The organism is Chitinophaga qingshengii (assembly GCF_014529935.1).
GTDB classification, from domain to species: Bacteria; Bacteroidota; Bacteroidia; order Chitinophagales; family Chitinophagaceae; genus Chitinophaga; species Chitinophaga qingshengii.
This window is the reverse complement of the sequence record NZ_JACVFC010000002.1, coordinates 172,515-189,881: the sequence shown is the minus strand read 5'-3', so window position 1 is coordinate 189,881 and position 17,367 is coordinate 172,515. Positions and strand designations below refer to the sequence as shown.

Annotated in this window: 21 protein-coding genes; 16 read left to right on the top strand and 5 right to left on the bottom strand. The window is 45.8% G+C overall.

Going from position 1 to position 17,367, the window contains the following annotated elements; genetic code table 11:
* The first annotated feature begins 119 nt into the window (after positions 1-119).
* The 4 genes from ICL07_RS16105 to ICL07_RS16090 all read left to right on the top strand — a co-directional run bounded on the left by ICL07_RS16105 (position 120) and on the right by ICL07_RS16090 (position 3,347).
* Positions 120-1,004, top strand: coding sequence for a DUF4249 domain-containing protein (locus ICL07_RS16105; protein WP_188089053.1), 885 nt, complete (start codon positions 120-122; stop codon positions 1,002-1,004).
* Positions 1,005-1,022: 18 nt separating this feature from the next.
* The gene (gene trxB, locus ICL07_RS16100) at positions 1,023-1,970 is read left to right on the top strand and encodes a thioredoxin-disulfide reductase (RefSeq protein WP_188089052.1); all 948 of its coding nucleotides are present in this window, start codon (positions 1,023-1,025) and stop codon (positions 1,968-1,970) included.
* Positions 1,971-2,145: 175 nt separating this feature from the next.
* The gene (locus tag ICL07_RS16095) at positions 2,146-2,496 is read left to right on the top strand and encodes a dihydroneopterin aldolase (protein ID WP_188089051.1); all 351 of its coding nucleotides are present in this window, start codon (positions 2,146-2,148) and stop codon (positions 2,494-2,496) included.
* Positions 2,497-2,591: 95 nt separating this feature from the next.
* Complete coding sequence (locus ICL07_RS16090; RefSeq protein WP_188089050.1) at positions 2,592-3,347, top strand: tetratricopeptide repeat protein; 756 nt, start codon at positions 2,592-2,594, stop codon at positions 3,345-3,347.
* Here the strand turns inward: ICL07_RS16090 and ICL07_RS16085 are convergent, their stop codons facing one another.
* A complete protein-coding gene (locus tag ICL07_RS16085; RefSeq protein ID WP_188089049.1) occupies positions 3,348-4,679 on the bottom strand; it encodes an MATE family efflux transporter in 1,332 nt (443 codons plus the stop codon).
* Positions 4,680-4,779: 100 nt separating this feature from the next.
* On the opposite strand from ICL07_RS16085, the gene ICL07_RS16080 reads away from it, so the two are divergent.
* The 4 genes from ICL07_RS16080 to ICL07_RS16065 are packed head-to-tail and all read left to right on the top strand — an operon-like array spanning position 4,780 to position 7,150.
* A complete protein-coding gene (locus ICL07_RS16080; RefSeq protein ID WP_188089048.1) occupies positions 4,780-5,649 on the top strand; it encodes a DUF3822 family protein in 870 nt (289 codons plus the stop codon).
* A 44-nt stretch (positions 5,650-5,693) separates the two neighbouring features.
* Positions 5,694-6,194 (top strand): RsmD family RNA methyltransferase, encoded by a 501-nt coding sequence (locus tag ICL07_RS16075; protein WP_246485078.1) that lies wholly within the window; start codon positions 5,694-5,696, stop codon positions 6,192-6,194.
* A gap of 30 nt (positions 6,195-6,224) precedes the next feature.
* Positions 6,225-6,701, top strand: a complete 477-nt coding sequence (gene coaD / locus ICL07_RS16070; RefSeq protein ID WP_188089046.1) for a pantetheine-phosphate adenylyltransferase — start codon at positions 6,225-6,227, stop codon at positions 6,699-6,701.
* Positions 6,702-6,718: 17 nt separating this feature from the next.
* Positions 6,719-7,150, top strand: coding sequence for a hotdog fold thioesterase (locus ICL07_RS16065; RefSeq protein ID WP_188089045.1), 432 nt, complete (start codon positions 6,719-6,721; stop codon positions 7,148-7,150).
* Positions 7,151-7,212: 62 nt separating this feature from the next.
* Here ICL07_RS16065 and ICL07_RS16060 read toward each other — a convergent pair whose 3' ends face one another.
* Positions 7,213-7,836 carry an NUDIX hydrolase gene (locus tag ICL07_RS16060; RefSeq protein WP_188089044.1) on the bottom strand — a complete coding sequence of 208 codons (624 nt, stop codon included), beginning with the start codon at positions 7,834-7,836 and terminating at the stop codon, positions 7,213-7,215.
* A 127-nt stretch (positions 7,837-7,963) separates the two neighbouring features.
* Between ICL07_RS16060 and pyrE the strand changes: the two genes are divergently transcribed.
* From pyrE to ICL07_RS16045, 3 genes are all read left to right on the top strand, one after another.
* Positions 7,964-8,599 (top strand): orotate phosphoribosyltransferase, encoded by a 636-nt coding sequence (gene pyrE, locus ICL07_RS16055; RefSeq protein ID WP_188089043.1) that lies wholly within the window; start codon positions 7,964-7,966, stop codon positions 8,597-8,599.
* A gap of 47 nt (positions 8,600-8,646) precedes the next feature.
* Positions 8,647-9,021: a heavy-metal-associated domain-containing protein gene (locus ICL07_RS16050; protein WP_078667885.1), complete on the top strand. Its 375-nt coding sequence runs from the start codon at positions 8,647-8,649 to the stop codon at positions 9,019-9,021.
* 163 nt (positions 9,022-9,184) lie between these two features.
* Positions 9,185-9,667: a hypothetical protein gene (locus ICL07_RS16045; protein ID WP_188089042.1), complete on the top strand. Its 483-nt coding sequence runs from the start codon at positions 9,185-9,187 to the stop codon at positions 9,665-9,667.
* 123 nt (positions 9,668-9,790) lie between these two features.
* On the opposite strand, the gene ICL07_RS16040 is transcribed toward ICL07_RS16045, so the two are convergent.
* Positions 9,791-10,246, bottom strand: coding sequence for an LEA/WHy family protein (locus ICL07_RS16040; protein ID WP_188089041.1), 456 nt, complete (start codon positions 10,244-10,246; stop codon positions 9,791-9,793).
* A 414-nt stretch (positions 10,247-10,660) separates the two neighbouring features.
* On the opposite strand from ICL07_RS16040, the gene ICL07_RS16035 reads away from it, so the two are divergent.
* Positions 10,661-11,293 carry a WbqC family protein gene (locus ICL07_RS16035; RefSeq protein ID WP_188089040.1) on the top strand — a complete coding sequence of 211 codons (633 nt, stop codon included), beginning with the start codon at positions 10,661-10,663 and terminating at the stop codon, positions 11,291-11,293.
* A gap of 242 nt (positions 11,294-11,535) precedes the next feature.
* On the top strand, positions 11,536-12,936 hold the full coding sequence (locus ICL07_RS16030) for a type III PLP-dependent enzyme domain-containing protein (protein ID WP_188089039.1): 1,401 nt from the start codon (positions 11,536-11,538) through the stop codon (positions 12,934-12,936).
* 396 nt (positions 12,937-13,332) lie between these two features.
* On the opposite strand, the gene ICL07_RS16025 is transcribed toward ICL07_RS16030, so the two are convergent.
* Positions 13,333-14,166 carry a hypothetical protein gene (locus ICL07_RS16025; RefSeq protein ID WP_188089038.1) on the bottom strand — a complete coding sequence of 278 codons (834 nt, stop codon included), beginning with the start codon at positions 14,164-14,166 and terminating at the stop codon, positions 13,333-13,335.
* 185 nt (positions 14,167-14,351) lie between these two features.
* Positions 14,352-14,792, bottom strand: coding sequence for an Hsp20/alpha crystallin family protein (locus ICL07_RS16020; RefSeq protein ID WP_188089037.1), 441 nt, complete (start codon positions 14,790-14,792; stop codon positions 14,352-14,354).
* Between the two features lie 240 nt (positions 14,793-15,032).
* Here ICL07_RS16020 and ICL07_RS16015 point away from each other — a divergent pair, with 240 nt between their 5' ends.
* The 3 genes from ICL07_RS16015 to ICL07_RS16005 all read left to right on the top strand — a co-directional run bounded on the left by ICL07_RS16015 (position 15,033) and on the right by ICL07_RS16005 (position 17,309).
* Complete coding sequence (locus ICL07_RS16015; protein WP_188089036.1) at positions 15,033-15,446, top strand: BrxA/BrxB family bacilliredoxin; 414 nt, start codon at positions 15,033-15,035, stop codon at positions 15,444-15,446.
* A 126-nt stretch (positions 15,447-15,572) separates the two neighbouring features.
* A complete protein-coding gene (locus tag ICL07_RS16010; RefSeq protein ID WP_188089035.1) occupies positions 15,573-16,871 on the top strand; it encodes a prolipoprotein diacylglyceryl transferase in 1,299 nt (432 codons plus the stop codon).
* Between the two features lie 9 nt (positions 16,872-16,880).
* A complete protein-coding gene (locus tag ICL07_RS16005) occupies positions 16,881-17,309 on the top strand; it encodes a hemerythrin domain-containing protein (RefSeq protein WP_188089034.1) in 429 nt (142 codons plus the stop codon).
* Positions 17,310-17,367: the final 58 nt, after the last annotated feature.

Here is a 17,367-nt window from a genome sequence, read left to right as displayed (position 1 = left end):
AATACGGAAATCAAAAATCTCCAAATCATTATATAAATCCTCTTAATCTATAAAAACACCGGCCTTGTAAATACATGGCCGGTGTTTTTATATTGAGAACACCCCTTATTTTTGCAAACATGCGCAACTTCCTGATGATCATTGTGACTGTCGCTGTAGTCCTCTCCGCCTGCGAGAAGGATATCAGCGTCGATCCGCAACAGGGAGAAGCATCGCTGGTGGTGGAAGGACGATTCGAATCCAACCAATACCCGCAGGTAGTACTCACCCGCAGTCTCAGCTACTTCACCAAAGTAGATCCTGCCGCACTGGTGAACTCCTTTGTACATAACGCCCAGGTGATCGTTTCCGATAGCTCCCGCAGTATGACGCTGAAGGAAGCTATCGTGCAAATACCAGGAATAGGCGCCGTTTTCGCCTATATACCCGATACCACCAGGCCCTCCGCCGTTTTTAAAGGGAAAACCGGCAGCCGGTATACCTTAAAGATCACTGCTGACAATAAGTCATACGAATCGGTGACAACTATACCACTGCATGCTTTCCATTTGGATAGCATCTGGTCACAACGGGTTAAGATAAAGGATGATACCCTCAAAGCCCGCCTGTGGGCCCGGATCACGGATGCAGCCACTCCCGGTAACTACGCCCGGTATTTTACCCGGCGTAACAGGGAACCATTTCTGGCAGGAGCTAATTCAACCTTCGATGACCAGGTAGTGAACGGCACAACATTTGAAATTCCCCTGGACGCGGGTATTGATAAAATCAAACGCGTGGACCCGGAGACTTACGGCTACTTTAACGGAGGCGATACGGTAACGGTCAAATTCTGTAACGTCGATAAGGCGACCTTCAGCTTCTGGCGGGCCCTCGATTTTGCCTACAACAGTAACGGCAACCCGTTCGCATCTCCTACTAAAATCATAGGAAATGTGCCCGGCGCGCTCGGTTACTGGGGCGGATACGCAGTAGCCTATAAAAGAATTATTATCAGGAAATAATTATAGAGTAAACAAAGTATGGAAAACAAGCAACAAGAACATGTGCATTTATTGATCATCGGATCCGGCCCCGCCGGCTATACCGCTGCTATTTATGCCTCAAGAGCCAACCTTAAACCAGTACTGTATCAGGGTATTCAACCCGGTGGACAGCTGACCATCACCACCGAAGTGGAAAACTATCCCGGTTATCCGGAAGGTATCCAGGGCCCGGAAATGATGGTGGACTTTGAAAAACAGGCTACCCGTATGGGCGCTGATATCCGCTACGGTATGGCTTCTTCCGTAGACTTCAGCCAACAACCGTATAAAGTAACCATCGACGAGGACAAACAAATCACTGCCGACGCGATCATCATCGCTACCGGCGCCTCCGCCAAATGGCTGGGACTACCCTCTGAACAAAGACTCAATGGTAGCGGCGTTTCTGCCTGCGCTGTGTGCGACGGTTTCTTCTTCCGTGGTAAAGAGGTGGCCATCGTAGGCGCCGGTGATACCGCCGCCGAAGAAGCACTGTACCTCTCCAAAATGTGCAGCACAGTACATATGCTTGTGCGTAAACATGAAATGCGCGCCTCTAAAGTAATGCAGGACCGCGTACTCAAAACGTCCAACATCATCGTGTACTGGAACACCGAAACAGATGAAGTACTGGGCGATAAAAAAGTAGAAGCTATCCGCGTACGCAACAACCAGACCGGCGAGAAAAAAGACATCCCTGTCAGCGCTTTCTTCGTAGCGATCGGCCACCAGCCTAACTCCGCTATCTTCAAAGAATACCTGGAACTGGATGAACAAGACTATATCGTAACCGTTCCCGGTAGCAGCCGTACCAACCTCGAAGGCGTATTCGCCTGCGGCGACGTACAGGATAAAATCTACCGTCAGGCTGTAACTGCCGCCGGCAGTGGCTGTATGGCCGCTCTCGATGCAGAAAGATACCTGTCCGCCAAAGAACACCAATAATCAATGACGAATGACGAATTGAAAATGTTTTCGTTATCAGTAGTTATCTACAAACAGAATCAAAAACAACCATTACGAATTACGAATGATACCCTCATTCGTAATTCGTGATTCAGGAGCGTTAAGCAATATAACATAATCAAATATCTACATAACTAAATTCCAAAATTCCCAAATGTTGACCATTGCCCTCGAACAAGCGGCCTTCCGCGCCTATCATGGCCTTTACCCGGAAGAAGCCGTGATCGGCAACGACTTCCTCCTCGATATATCTGTTCGTATACCCGGCTCCGTGGCCGTAGATGACCTGGAAGATACGGTCAACTACCAGGGGATCTATGAAATCGCTAAAACGGTGATGGCTCAACCGAAACCGTTGCTGGAAGAAGTGGTATATGCCCTGTCCGATACACTCAAACAACGGTATCCCGCGATCCGGCACAGCATTGTTACGCTCCGGAAACTCAACCCGCCCATGGGCGCGAGCATCCGCAACTCCCTGGTATCGCTGGAAAAGGAATACTAAAATCCCCGTCTGCCCGCGCTAATTATTTGTAATTTTCCGTAGATTTATAGCAATAAGTAAATCATGTATTTCTTACCCTGCTAAAAACCAGTCCTATGATGAAACGGATGCTTACAATTTCATTCCTGCTTTGTTCTGTTTTGTTCGCAAAAGCCCAGTCAGTGGATGAAATGGTGGAACAGGCAAAGCAGCTGGAACTACAAATGAAGGAAGAAGCCGCACTGGATAAAGACAAGGAAATACTGAAGATACAACCCAATGAAATCAGGGCGCTGAACCAGGCGAGCCAGATGTGCTCCCGCATCGGTAATCGGCAGAAAGATAAAAGCGCTAAAACAAACTATTTTAATCAGGCTAAAACATACGCCCTGCAAGCGCTGAAAATAGATCCCAATAATGCGGATGCGAACCTCGCCATGTCAGTCGCCATGGGACGTATGGCCCTCATCTCCGGCGCCAGGGAAAAGGTAGCGGCCTCCAAAGATGTGAAAAAATATGCCGAACTGGCCATCAAATTCAATCCCAACCTGGCACAGGCTTATCACGTACTCGGTAAATGGAACTATGAAGTGGCTAACCTGAATGTATTTGAAAGGGGCGCAGCCAAAATGCTTTTCGGCGGATTGCCGGATGGTTCTCTGAAAAATGCGATCGCCAACTACGAAAAATGCCGGCAGCTGGACCCTTCTTTCCTGCTCAACTATTACGAACTGGCCCGCGCCTATAAAGCAGACGACCAGCAGGACAAAGCCATTGAAGTACTGAAAAAAGCACTGTCTCTTCGCAGTATTTATGAAGATGATGCCAGCATCAAAGCAGATTGCAAAAAAATGCTGGACGATCTGCAGTAATCAAATCTCTTTACCTTTCCACTTACCGCTTTTCAGATACCAGGCACTCATGCCGAATATCAGTATCCAGTAAATAAAATCTGCGCCCCAGGCCAGGTGCAGCGGACTACGCATTCTTTCAATCACGATATCGCAGTACACCAGATAACCCACTACCGCTGTACATTCGGTAAGCAGGTTCATACGGGTATTGCCGGTGCCGGTCACGCCACTGAGCACGACCGCCGCTATCGCCATCAGCAGTGTGCTAAGGGTAATTACCCGGATAGACGGAAGGGCTGCGGTGATAAGTGACGCATCGTTGGTATAAATATGCAGCAGGGTGTATGGGAACAGGTTCACCAGTATACAGACCACCGTCGCGCAACCCAGGCTGATCATCGCAATGGTCTTGATAATCCGGAATACCAGGTGTTCTTTGCCTTGCCCGATGATATTGCTCACCATCGTATTACAGGTGGCCGCCAGCGCCCAGGTGAAAATGCCGAAAAAGCCGAAAATACTGCGCAGCATATTGGAAATAGCCAATGGTCTTTCTCCCAGGTGTTCAATAAAAATGAAGAAGACAAACCAGCTGCCAATACTGAAAAGAAACTGAACAATCAGCGGGGCGGACACATTCAGGATATTCCGGATCATGTCCCAGTTGGGCTTCAGGTAGGTGAACAGGCTGTATTTAATATGGTATCGCCTCAGGAAGATAATGCTGAACGCCACGGAACAGCCGGTCACTTCCGCGATAATAGATGCAATAGCGGCGCCGTTCAGACCCAGGGCAGGTAATCCCAGTTTACCGAAGATAAGGGTATAGTCAAAGAAAATGTTAATCGTTTCCTGGCAAAGAGAGGTAATAGCCAGTATCCGGGAGTTACCACTGCCGATATAAAAGGCGTTGGCCATGCTGAGCAGCATTAAGAAAGGCAGGCCCCAGATACGGATACGGATGAACGAAGTGGCCGCTGCCAGAATTTCGTGGTTATGCAGGGTTTTGGAAAAAAAGTAAGGAGCTACCGCCAGCGTGACCAGGATGGCCATCAGGGCAAAGAGGGTACCTACTTCCAGCCCGTTGGCAAACAGTCGTCCGATATTGTCATACTGCTGCTGGCCTGCACGCCGGGCTATCAGTACCTGCAGGCCGTTGTTGAGGCCATAGGCGATCATGTACATTACCAGGTAGTAAATACCTGCAATCCCGTTGGCTGCCAGCTCCAGCTCTCCCAGCCGACCCAGGAAAGCGGTGTTGGTCATGTGGTTAAACTGAGGGATAATCAGTGCCAGGCATATAGGTGCGGCTATCTTGATGATCTGCCGGTTGTTGACTTCGAGTTGCATCGTGGGATGAATCTGATATTCATTAAAAAACAAAGATATAGCCTCACCAATTCACTAAAAAGATTATTATTGTAATTCATTTGAAAGGTAAAATATGCCCGTGGCTTACAACATCCATCCTGCATTTACAGTAGATGATGAAACTTTACTGGAAACCGATCTTACTGCTTGTCACCTGCTGGTGCTGGTAAGTGGGGGCGCTTTCAGTTATGTGGTGTTTGATCCCGCAGCGAAAAAATTCCTGGCGCTGAAATCCTACCATTTCCAGCCACAGAAAATGGCCTTGGCCGATCTGGAAATGATAGAGGAGGTGTTTGACACAGATAAACTGTTGTTCACCGCCTTCAAATCCGTACTGCTGGCCTTCGATACCGGCGGCGGCGTACTGGTGCCACAGGTGTATTATATGCCATCACTCAAAAAAGACTACCTCCACCTGTCGCAGCCCGAAAAAATGCAGGAAGCCATCCTGGCTGATCTGCTACCGGGACTGCCGATGGTGAATATATTCAGTGTTGACAAGGACCTGCTGGGATTTCTGCGGAAGGAGTTCTCTACGGACCTGGTGGTGCACGCCCATTCAGCCTTGTTACAGGCCTATCCGCTGGACCTGGACTACAGGGCAGAGCAGGGAGTGGCTTATGTGCATGTACAGCGGAACACGTTTACACTGACCATCTATGCGGGCGGTAAACTCCTGATCCAGCAGGATGGTGAATACCAGGCGGGGCTGGATGTGGTGTATCAGCTGGTGAACACCCTTCGCCAGCTCGGCCTCAGCGAAAGCGAGGTAAAAGTGAAGCTGGGCGGCGTAGTGGCTATGGATAGCGTGGTGTACCAGGAAATGTATAAGTTCATTTCCAACCTGGAATGGGTACAAAGATTACCGGGATTCAGTTATATCAGACCTATGCAGGAAATCCCGGGCTATTATTTTCATAACTTGTATGCGTTAGCATTATGCGTATAATCGGAGGAGAAAGTGGGGGCAGAAAGATACAACCACCGGCAAAGATGCCTCATACCAGGCCTACTACAGACATTGCCAAAGGTGGACTGTTTAATATCATTGAGAACAATCTGGATATTCCTTCCTTAAAAACACTCGACATTTTCGGCGGTACCGGTAGTATCAGCTATGAGCTGGCTTCCAGGGGGGCCACCGACATGACCATCGTGGAAAAAGATCCGGCGATGGCGGAATTTATCACAAAAACAGCACAGTTACTGGACATCCCTACGCTGAAAGTAATACGGATGGATGTTTTTAAGTACCTGCAACAGTGTACCGAAAAATTCGATTTTATTTTTGCAGACCCGCCTTATGCCATGGAGGCCATGTATAAGCTGCCAGGGATCATTTTTGAGCAACAACTGCTCAACCCCGAAGGCTGGCTGGTCATAGAACATACCCGGCAGAATGATTTCCGGGATTATAGTTATTATCGCTCCGAAAGAAGCTATGGCGGAACCACCTTCTCGATTTTTATCAACCGGGAAGAGCTGAAACGCTAAGCCATTATTGAATCAATACATCAACTTTCCATGAGGATTTGTTTATTTCCGGGTACTTTCGATCCCATTACCCTGGGCCATACCGATATAATTGACCGGGGACTCGATCTGTTTGACCGCCTGGTGGTGGGGATCGGTATTAATAGTGCCAAAACGCCGATGTTTACCCTGGAAGAACGGATGGCCTGGATACGGGAAATCTATAAAGATGACTCCAGGGTAGAAGTGGCTGCCTATGAGGGGCTGACCATCAATTTCTGTAAAGAAATTGGGGCTAACTTTATCCTGCGGGGTATCCGGTATGTAAGTGATTTTGAATATGAAAAGGCGATTGCGGACGTTAACCGCACCATTGCCCCTGGTATAGAAACCATTTTTCTGACCACCACGCCCCAATATTCCAGTGTGGCATCTACGCTGGTAAGGGATATCTACCGGCATGGCGGCGATGTTCAGCCATTTCTGCATAAAGTAGTGCTGGAAGGGATTCAACAACATAAGCGATAACTGTTAAAGCTCTTACTATGAAAACGATCTGGCATTCCCTGAATGTGTCTCTGGACAGGCTCAATGAACTGAGTGAAAACACCATGGGAGCTTATTTGGGGATGGAGTTTACAGAAATTGGTCCCGATTACCTGAGACTGATGATGCCGGTAGATCACCGGACGAAACAGCCATACGGACTGTTGCATGGCGGCGCTTCTGTTGCCCTGGCAGAAACAGTGGGCAGTATGGCCTCCGCGCTGATCATCGACCCGGAAAAACAAATGTGTGTAGGAATGGAAATCAGTGCCAACCACCTGCGGGCGGTAAAAAGCGGATATGTACATGCCTGCGCCAAACCATTGCATATCGGCGCTACCAGTCACGTGTGGGATATCCGGATCACGGATGACCAGCATAAATTGATCTGTGTGAGCCGGTTGACGATGGCTATTCTGACTAAAAGATAAAAATCAATTACGAATTAGGAATTACGAATTGAATCCCATTCGTAATTCCTAATTCGTAATTGTTATATGAGTTTTTCTGCTTTGAAAACTTCCCGGATGTTTTCGTAAGAGTATTTCAGGTACTTCTCCACATTTTCCGGTTTTATCCATTCTATATCCTGGATATCTTCTTCAATCTGCGGCACGGTCAGTTCAGTGCCGGTAAACTGCATCCGGTACCAATAGGTATGTTTCAAGACCTTTTTGGTTTTCATGGGGTAGTAGTGAAACGTTTCCGTGATTTTATGGGTAAGGTCGATGGTATGCAGACCGGTTTCTTCCGCTACTTCGCGGATAGCGCAAGTTTCCAGGTCTTCACCGGGGTCCTGTTTGCCTTTGGGCAAGTCCCATTTTCCCCTGCGGAACATCATCAGCACTTCGCCGGCCGGATTGGTGATCAGGCCGCCGGCGGCCACCAGTACGGTGAAGTGAAGGGACACCTTTTTAAACAGCTGTTTTACATCTTCGGTCAGAAACACCGCAGCTTCCTTTTTCCCTTCTTCCATTTTCTGCAGCACTTTCTCTATTTTCTCTGTATCCGGATTCTGGTAAACCTTTGCTCCGTTGATGCCTGCCGGTATGTTTTGTTCACTTGCGCTGATAATGAGGGGGCGCTCATTCAGGTAGATCGTCATGTTTGCTTGCATGTTGCAAAGGTAGCTATTTGCAAATTTTGATATTTAGATATTTGAAGAATTAATAAAAACACAGGAATCCGAAAATGTTCAAATATCTAAATAACTAAATAATCAAATGCTTTAACTTTGACGCAGTATGAGTACAGTAAGCGAAAAACAAGTTGCAGAGAAACTACTGCAGGTACAGGCCGTAAAGTTAAGTCCTGCCCAGCCTTTCACATGGGCTTCCGGCTGGAAATCCCCGATCTATTGCGATAACCGGAAACTGTTATCTTTTCCGTATGTGCGTGATTACATCAAATCCGAATTATGCAATACGGTATTTGAGACCTTCCCGGATGCTGCGGTGATTGCCGGCGTAGCAACGGCAGGTATCCCTCATGGCGCTCTGGTGGCCGATCAGCTGAAACTGCCGTTTATCTATGTTCGTTCCAAGCCGAAGGAACATGGTATGGGTAATCAGATTGAAGGGGTATTACAGCCTGGTCAGCAGGTAGTGGTGGTAGAAGACCTGATCTCTACCGGTAAAAGCAGCCTGGAAGCGGTACAAGCTATCCGTGCTGCCGGTGGTGAAGTGATTGGCATGGTGTCTATCTTCAACTATGGTTTTGATGTAGCCGTGAAAGCTTTTGAAACGGCTGGAGTACCCTTTAAGTCGCTGAGCAACTATAACGCGATGATCGCCCTGGCAGAAGAAAAAGGAATTGTTTCTGCCGATGAGATCAGCACATTGCAAGCCTGGAGAACAGCGCCTGACCAGTGGGGTAAATAAGCGGCTATATTACTTTTTTTGTATATTCGGGTGTCAAAATCTATACTATGCGCATCGTAAAATTAGTAATGCTGTTCCTGCTGGCCAGTGTAAGCGTGGCCATGGCCCAGCAGAAAAAAAAGGCCCTGCTGACTGCCAAAATCAGTACGCCTACTGTGCAGTGCGAGTCCTGCAAAAACCGTATTGAAAGATATATGTCACAGGAAGAAGGCGTGGAGTCCGTGAAAGTGGACTATAAAAAACACGTCACTACCGTTAAATACTGGGACGACCGTACGAATATCGAGAATGTCAAAACCGGGATTGCCAATGCCGGTTATGATGCAGATAATGTAACTGCCAATCCGGAAAGCTACGCGAAACTGCCTAAATGCTGCAAAAAACCGGAAGACGGTGGCGGCATGGAAAAGAAAAAACACTAAGTCGTTGATCTTATAATTAAACACCGGAAGGGCAGCTTTGCACTTCCGGTGTTTTCGTGAAAGGACGGCAAATGCTCCATTTTTCCCCGAAATTGCTCAATTCTTCAATTTTTCACCTATTTCCCCGATTCTCTTTAACCCGTTTAAGCACCATTTAGGCGTATTGCAGCAGATGCTGGAATCGGTGCACCCTGCTGATTTGCCGGCAGCGTTGCTGAAAATCGGCACCTCCCAGATGGATATGTACACCGGCACCTTAACGCCGGAAACGATTTTTACCGAGATCGAAACGCAGCTGCTTGCCCGGGATATACATACGGCGGTGGCATTTGCCGCCAAGGTAGCAGAACAGGACGGCTACCTGGAAATCATCCTGTCAGATACCTCCCGCTGGATACTGCGACTATCTGATGATCCGCTGCGGTACATACATCTGCATCCTGGACGGTACAGCCCGCATACGCTGCGTATCAAGGCGGCGGCCCTCAAAACGGCGATGGCTTATAAAGCGGTGAAAGCCTGGGGGCAACTAAGCGGAGAACTGTTGCCGGATATTAACAGGTTGAGGGGGATGGTTGGCCTGTCGCCCGTTCGGAGCCTGGAAGATGCGCAGCATATCCTGAAGATTATCGGATTGATTATCTGAAAATATCAGGCTCCGGGAGTTTGTGTCAAGCCCCAAAAACATCCGGGAAGGGTGTAAATCCATGAAAAAGCCCAGGAACTAAAGTCCTGGGCTAAAAATATCATTCCGGGAGATGTCCGTTTATCAAAAGAAATTCAGCGCCTGTTTGGTTTCGCATTTAATCGGGAAGGGCAGGTAAACGCCGCCTTTGCCTACTTTACAATTGCCGGTAGCTTTAATAGTTACTTCCTTGCTGGAAAAAGCGGTGAAGGCATTTTTCAGCACATTGGCCATATTGACTTCCAGTTTCACCGGGAAATAAAAAGTATCCTTTGCGGGGATATTGATCATGGTGTCCTGAATGGAACGGCCGACTTCGGTATCATCAAAAAATACGTTGAAGTTGGCATCTTTTAATTGCAGGCGGTAATTGTTCGGGTTGTAATATGCCAGGGTGAGCCGTACAATACTTTTAGACATACCCATCTCATCCATTTGAAGACTTGCTACTCTCACGAACTGAAGATCCTTCATTTTTTCGCATGAGCTTGCCAGTCCCCAGGTGGCTATTATGATCAGAATCAGGCGGATTGTTTTCATTATAATCGGTGACGTTTTAATCTTCAAACCTACGGGAAAGGTTTTATTTATCAAAAATCAGGGATTGAATTGGGAAACATTTAACGGGGACTTATGGTGGAGCCGGGTAGGGATCTATTTACATAAATCGAAAAATAAATATAAAAAAATATATTCTTTAGAATTCTTTATTATCTTTCAAAACCTTCCTGAGCTTGCTTAAAATCATCTCGCAAGCAACTAATTTCTTTAGTATTTTTGCATTTGTCTGCCATTTAACTTTAAACGGTGAAATACTAATTTCGTTAGCATATGAATAACTTTTCTATGAATTGTTATCCAGCTACTTGAAATTAATTATTAAGTAGATTGCTATAAGTAGATCAGCAGCTGTAACTATTCATTTCCGCAATGGCGGTGTAAAATTTTGACATTATGACAGAGAATGCAAAAAGTGGAGTATTATTAATTGAATCACAGTATTTTCCGCCGGTTAGCTTCTACAAAACTTTAATTAAACACGATATATTACAGATTGAGAAATATGAGCACTACCAAAAGCTCAGTTACCGGAACCGTTGTTACCTTGCTGGTCCAAATGGCCGTATGATTTTAAGTGTACCATTAACCCGGGGTAAAAATCAGCGGACGGTAATGAAGGATGTCCGGATCAGTAATGAGGAGAAATGGCAGTCGCTCCACTGGAAAACGCTGGTGTCTGCTTACCGCCGCTCTCCCTGGTTTGAATATTATGAAGAAGAACTGCAGGGCTTGTTTGAACAACCGTTCAATTTTTTATTGGATTGGAACATGGCCTGCTTCGAATGGGTGAATAGCAAACTCGGCCTTAATCCCACTATTACCTTCACTGAAAGTTACCAAAAGGATGTGTTTGGTGTGACTGATGCCCGGGAATTGATCCTGCCCAATACCCCTGCACCGGAAGATGCTGCCCAATATACCCAGGTGTTCCAGGAACGTGTCGGTTTCCTGCCGGACCTGAGCATCCTGGACCTGCTTTTCTGCGAAGGAAAACAGTCCCTGGCGGTAATAAATGATGCGCGATAAATATTAAATAAAATTATTTAATGAATTGATTTGTAATTGTTTGTATATTTGCGCCGTTGTTGACCTGTTGCCCGATAGGAGTACCGGAAAAAAATTAATGCAGCAATCAACAAAATATTTAGCTTTGCAACCAATTTTGCTGGGTTCGAACTGACGTAGGTGTGTAAACCAGGAGTTTCCAGCGAGGAAAAGGAGCATTTATCCTGTAGTTTATTTTATTACTAATTCATTTGCAGATTTAAATGAACAACACCTACACCGACCTCGTTAAACAGACTTTTGAATTTCCTCAGGAAGGCTTTGACGTAAAAGACAACTACCTGGAGTTTAACGGTTTGGACATTAAGGCGCTGATTGACAAGTACGGAACGCCTTTTAAGTTGACCTACCTTCCTAAAATCGGAATGCAGATCAACAAGGCAAAGAAGATGTTCCATGATGCCTTCAAGAAAAACCGGTATGATGGTAATTATTATTACTGCTATTGTACCAAGAGTTCGCACTTCTCCTTTATTATGGAAGAAACCCTGAAACATGGGGTGCACATCGAAACGTCGTTTGCCTACGATATCGATATCGTAAACAAACTGTACGAAAAAAAGAAGATCAACAAAGAGACATTTGTACTCTGCAACGGTTTCAAAACAAAAGCTTATACCAGGGCTATTGCCAGACTGATTAACAGCGGCTTTAAAAATGTGATCCCGGTACTGGATAATAAAGAGGAGCTGGAAGACTACAAACGTAATGTCCGGATAAAAGATAAAGTGAAACTGGGTATCCGCGTGGCTGCGGAAGAAGAGCCCAGCTTCGACTTCTATACTTCCCGTCTGGGCGTGCCTCCCCGCGACATTCTCGAATATTATGTCGACAAAATCAAAGGGAATGAGAAGTTCGAGCTGAAAATGCTGCACTTCTTCATGAACAAAGGGATCAAGGATGATATCTTCTACTGGTCACAGTTCAACAGGGTGATCAATCTGTACTGTCAGCTGAAAAAGATCTGCCCTGAACTGGACAGTATCAACATCGGTGGTGGTTTTCCGATCAAACACTCCCTGGGCTTTGACTACGACTATAATTATATCGTCAACGAAATTGTAGCCAATATTAAAAGCACCTGCAAAAAGAACAAGGTACCGGTACCGGACATCTATACAGAATTCGGTTCCTTTACGGTAGGAGAGAGCGGTGCAGTGATCTACAGCGTAGTAGGTGAAAAAATGCAGAACGACAGGGAATCCTGGTATATGATCGATAGCTCTTTCATTACCACCCTGCCAGATACCTGGGGTATCGGGGAGAAGTTCCTGATGCTGCCTATCAATAAGTGGGACCAGGAATACCAGGAAGTACACCTGGGTGGTCTTACCTGCGACGGATACGACTTTTATACATCTGAGGAACATATCAATGCGGTGTTTTTACCGAAACAGCAGCCTAATGGCGAGCCATTATACATCGGCTTCTTCCATACCGGCGCCTACCAGGACCAGCTGAGCGGATATGGCGGTATCAAACACTGCCTTATCCCGTCCCCCAAACACGTTATTGTGGGATACGATAAAAACGGACAATTGAAAGATTGGCTGTATGCCAAGGAACAAACTTCCCAGAGCATGTTAAAGATTTTGGGTTATTAAAAAAATGGGTTAGTAATCCTACTGAAAGCCCCCCGATTTTTCGGGGGGCTTCTTTTTATAGTTGTCAAAAGAGGGCAAAAAAAAAGGACTTTCATTACTGAAAGCCCCATCCATGGCATAGGTTAGATGATGTCCAATAGCATAAGGACAATAGGAAATAATTTGATATCACAAAGATAGTATAGCCGTTTAGTTTAGATAAGACCTAATAGTTGTAATTTTTTATAATCTGTTTAAGTGAACTTTTAGTTAGTTTGATGTGAATTTAACATCAGGTCATTTACAAATCGTTAACATTTACGCGGAGTTTCAAAAAATTAGCATTTCCCGCCCTTCTGCCCAAAAACGAAGGTATACGAAAGAAAAAAAAGTTATATCTCACACAGACGTGTAGTATCAGTCTTCCTGTGCTTCATTGAGATAACCGATAGCGGAACCACATTGTTTTTCTATTTCGGTGAAGCAGGCCTCCAGCAGCTCCATTTCACCATTCATAAAGGCTGATTTACCGGAACGGGAAAATCCCTTCACCAGTAAAAACTGTTTGGTGAGGTTTTGATTAATCAGTGACAGGTGCTGTTTTTGTTTCTCCATCGTACGTTGTTGTTCCATGGATATGATATTGCGGTAATACTGTCCCAGTGCGCGGATCAGGAACAGCATATACAGAATGACCGTTACCGGATTGGATATCAGCAGAAAGGTGCTGGAGTAACCGGAACTGACATACGTAGTAATACCATTGATTTTGATATAGGCCACTACGCAGAGGTATCCGCAAAGGGTGGCGCAGATGGTGAGGGCCGTGCGGAGGTTGACCGTAATATAGGCCAGCAAAATACTCATCACCCATATAATAGCATAACGGGGAGACAGGTCCTGGTTATTAAAAAAAGAAGAAATCATGGGTATCAGCAGAGTGCTGGCGGAGGCAACCAGTCCCACCACCCGGGCCGCTACGCCCTTTCTCAGCAGTGAAAGGCAACCCAACAGTATACATGCCATGCAGGGTATCAGTACCATATTTACCTGGTTCTGGCTGATCATGGCCATGAACATGACAGGACACAATAGTAGTATATAAAAAAAGAGATAATCAAAGATGAGCCGGAGTTTTGCCTGTTCGTAGGTGTCTTCTGTACGTTGCAGCACATTGCCGATCACTGCTTTCTCCGAGCTGAGGTAAATGCTCTTGGTGAATAACCAGGCATTCCTGAATTGCTTTGCCATTAGCGCTTGCTTGAGAAAGCAAATTATTGTATTAATACGCACCAGTTGCTTCAACGTTTGTGTGAATTATACACATTTAAGATCGCAGTCACAGGTCATATAATGGAAAAGGCTGACCAAAACTGGTCAGCCTTTTAACCCCCATGTATCGGACAACTTCCGGGAGGAAGCCATCCATGTTTCCCTTATTCCACTACTATGTCTTTGGGAGCATCCTGTTTGGTTTCCTTTTTGGAAAGCGTCACTTTCAGGATACCATTATCATATTTTGCCTGAATCCTGTTCACGTCTACTGTATCAGTGATGCTGAAGGAACGTTTAAAGGATTTGAAGTTAAACTCGCGGCGTACTTGTTTGTCGCCTTCGGTTTTGGTTTCTGCTCTTTTCTCCGCACTGATGGTAATCGCTTTTTCGTCGGCGCTGATCTTAAAGTCTTCTTTTGCAAAACCGGGTGCTACAACATCCAGCAGAAATGCATCTTTGGTTTCTACGATGTTTACCGGAGGATGGGTAGAAAAGAAATCGCTGGTCAGGAAATCGTCTTTTACATACTTGTTCCATCCGCCATTAAAAATGTCTTCAACTAATCTGGGGAGAGGGCTGTGGTTGAATTTTACGTGTGTCATAGTTTCTATCAATTTTTTTGTGTGAATTCAAATTTGTTGTTCAACGCCCTGTATAGATCAAATGGGATACCATGCCAACAAAACTGCTATTTTGTTAGTAAAAAGGTTACAGATACCGACATTTTGTCTGTTTGATTGTTTGCGTTGTGTCAAAAAGTCTTTTTTGTTGAGGGATTTTTTACTTTTTGCTCCTATATCTTTAACTTTGTTGAAAATCTTAACAAAAAAAACTATAATAATATGTATCCTGCGGAATTAGTTATGCCTAGAAAGGCTGAGTTGACGGATAATGGATTTGAAGAGCTGCTGACTACCAGCAATGTAGATGACACACTGAAGAAAGAAGGTACCACACTGGTCGTAATCAATTCTGTATGTGGCTGCTCCGCTGCTACTGCGCGTCCGGGTGTATTGATGGCGGTTGCCCACAGTGAAAAGAAACCAGACAGACTGACCACTGCTTTTGCCGGTTATGACCTGGAAGCAGTTCAACAGATCCGTACCCATCTGCTGCCTTATCCTCCGTCTTCCCCCTCTATCGCACTGTTTAAAGACGGACAGCTGGTACACTTCATTGAGCGTCATATGATCGAAGGCCGTTCAGCACAGATGATTGCTGCCAACCTCGCTGACGCATTTGAACAATATTGCTAATACTTTAATTCAGGAATTCCAATTCAGAATTTCGAAATTACATCGTACTTTGGTGGTTTGATTTTCCTTGTTGACTAATTCGGCTTTGTTCATAGGAAAACTCAGATCACCAATTTTTTTTAGGCTATGTATCCTAATTTATATTACGCTTTCAGAGATCTGTTCGGTATAGAGATTCCTGTATTTAAAATCCTTCAGACATTTGGTTTCTTTGTGGCAATTGCCTTCCTGGCAGGGGCCTATGTATTAACCAAAGAACTGAAGCGCCGTGAAAAACTCGGGTGGTTAAAACCTGTTTCCGAAACAGTGACTGTAGGCGGTCCCGCTGGTACCAATGAATATATTGCGAACGGAATTCTTGGATTCCTGCTGGGTTGGAAAGGTATTGGCCTGATACTTAACTGGGAAAAAGTTTCTCAAAACTTCCAGGGCTTTATTCTTTCCGGGGAAGGTAATTTCCTGGCTGGTCTCGCCCTGGCGGCCTTGTTTGTCTTCCTGAAATACAATGGCTCGAAAGGTAAAAAAGGCACTGCCGCCAAAAAGGAAAACGTCAGCATATGGCCTCACCAGCGGGTACCGGACATCATTGTGATGGCTGCTATCGCCGGTTTGCTGGGCGCGAAAGTGTTTCATAACCTCGAAAACTGGAACGACTTTGTACAGGACCCTATCGGTTCCCTGCTTTCTTTCAGTGGTCTCACTTTCTACGGCGGCCTGATTGTGGCTACGGTCGTGATCCTGCGTTATGCCCGTAAAAAACAGATCGGCATCAAACACCTGATAGATAGTGCTGCTCCTGCATTGATGCTGGCATATGCCGTAGGTAGAATGGGGTGCCAGTTTGCCGGTGATGGTGACTGGGGTATCTACAACAGCGCTTATATTACAGATACTACCGGTCATGTGGTACAGGTCCCTCCGGCTGAATTCAACAAAGCTGTACAACAGAATATTGCTTTCTTCCAGCAACAATACAGCGATACCGCTCATATTCCCCATGCTGCTTTTGCCAAACCGGCAGCACTGAGCTTTCTGCCCGACTGGTTCTTTGCATCCGGTTACGCACATAACGTAGTGAACGAAGGTGTTCAGCTGCCTGGCTGCGATGGGCCTTACTGCCGCGTACTGCCCGTAGGCGTATATCCGACACCGTTGTATGAAATCCTGGCTTGCCTGATACTGACCGGCGTGCTGTGGGCTATCCGCAAGAAAATCACCGTTCCTGGTGTGATCTTCGGAATATACCTGGTGTTCAATGGTATGGAACGTTTCTTTGTGGAGAAAATCCGTGTCAATACCAAATACAATATCTTCGGTTTTCATCCTACACAGGCGGAAATTATCTCTTTCCTGATGGTTATTGGCGGTCTTGTATGGATATGGTATTGCCGTAAAAAAAATGCAGCTGCTACTGCAGCCTCCTGATAATTCTACATGCAGAGACATTCAACACTCATACCTTTATCGCACGAGCATAAACGACTCCTGTTTGTGTGCCGCTACCTGAAAAAGGATGCGGCGCCCTACGAAGGGTTCCCACTGGAAACACAGGCCCGGTTTGAATACATGGTGAAGGTATTCCAGGAAGTGATGGTACCGCACATTCAAAAAGAGGAATACCTTTTCGAAAAATGTACCGGCTATGATGCCCGTATAGACGCCCTGATCGCGGAATTACAGGAAGAACACCGGATTATTTCCGGTATGTACAGCGCTGTAACGGAGAGTACCCGGTTGGAAGATGATATGGACAAAATAGCCACCAGCCTCGAAACGCATATACGAAAAGAGGAAAGAGTGCTTTTTGAACTGATCCAGGAAAAATTACCCCAGGTCCTGGAAAATATTCAGTGGGAAAAGTAAAAGGTTTTTGATATCTTGTTATAAGAACAATGAAGCATTGCTGCGGTGGTCCATCCGC

Excerpts from the sequence above, each read along its gene's own strand:
- ICL07_RS16105 (WP_188089053.1), top strand. The coding sequence starts at position 120 with ATGCGCAACTTCCTGATGATCATTGTGACTGTCGCTGTAGTCCTCTCC.
- trxB (WP_188089052.1), top strand. The coding sequence starts at position 1,023 with ATGGAAAACAAGCAACAAGAACATGTGCATTTATTGATCATCGGATCC.
- ICL07_RS16095 (WP_188089051.1), top strand. The coding sequence starts at position 2,146 with ATGTTGACCATTGCCCTCGAACAAGCGGCCTTCCGCGCCTATCATGGC.
- ICL07_RS16090 (WP_188089050.1), top strand. The coding sequence starts at position 2,592 with ATGATGAAACGGATGCTTACAATTTCATTCCTGCTTTGTTCTGTTTTG.
- ICL07_RS16085 (WP_188089049.1), bottom strand. The coding sequence starts at position 4,679 with ATGCAACTCGAAGTCAACAACCGGCAGATCATCAAGATAGCCGCACCT.
- ICL07_RS16075 (WP_246485078.1), top strand. The coding sequence starts at position 5,694 with ATGCCTCATACCAGGCCTACTACAGACATTGCCAAAGGTGGACTGTTT.
- coaD (WP_188089046.1), top strand. The coding sequence starts at position 6,225 with ATGAGGATTTGTTTATTTCCGGGTACTTTCGATCCCATTACCCTGGGC.
- ICL07_RS16065 (WP_188089045.1), top strand. The coding sequence starts at position 6,719 with ATGAAAACGATCTGGCATTCCCTGAATGTGTCTCTGGACAGGCTCAAT.
- ICL07_RS16060 (WP_188089044.1), bottom strand. The coding sequence starts at position 7,836 with ATGCAAGCAAACATGACGATCTACCTGAATGAGCGCCCCCTCATTATC.
- pyrE (WP_188089043.1), top strand. The coding sequence starts at position 7,964 with ATGAGTACAGTAAGCGAAAAACAAGTTGCAGAGAAACTACTGCAGGTA.
- ICL07_RS16050 (WP_078667885.1), top strand. The coding sequence starts at position 8,647 with ATGCGCATCGTAAAATTAGTAATGCTGTTCCTGCTGGCCAGTGTAAGC.
- ICL07_RS16040 (WP_188089041.1), bottom strand. The coding sequence starts at position 10,246 with ATGAAAACAATCCGCCTGATTCTGATCATAATAGCCACCTGGGGACTG.
- ICL07_RS16035 (WP_188089040.1), top strand. The coding sequence starts at position 10,661 with ATGACAGAGAATGCAAAAAGTGGAGTATTATTAATTGAATCACAGTAT.
- ICL07_RS16030 (WP_188089039.1), top strand. The coding sequence starts at position 11,536 with ATGAACAACACCTACACCGACCTCGTTAAACAGACTTTTGAATTTCCT.
- ICL07_RS16025 (WP_188089038.1), bottom strand. The coding sequence starts at position 14,166 with ATGGCAAAGCAATTCAGGAATGCCTGGTTATTCACCAAGAGCATTTAC.
- ICL07_RS16020 (WP_188089037.1), bottom strand. The coding sequence starts at position 14,792 with ATGACACACGTAAAATTCAACCACAGCCCTCTCCCCAGATTAGTTGAA.
- ICL07_RS16015 (WP_188089036.1), top strand. The coding sequence starts at position 15,033 with ATGTATCCTGCGGAATTAGTTATGCCTAGAAAGGCTGAGTTGACGGAT.
- ICL07_RS16010 (WP_188089035.1), top strand. The coding sequence starts at position 15,573 with ATGTATCCTAATTTATATTACGCTTTCAGAGATCTGTTCGGTATAGAG.
- ICL07_RS16005 (WP_188089034.1), top strand. The coding sequence starts at position 16,881 with ATGCAGAGACATTCAACACTCATACCTTTATCGCACGAGCATAAACGA.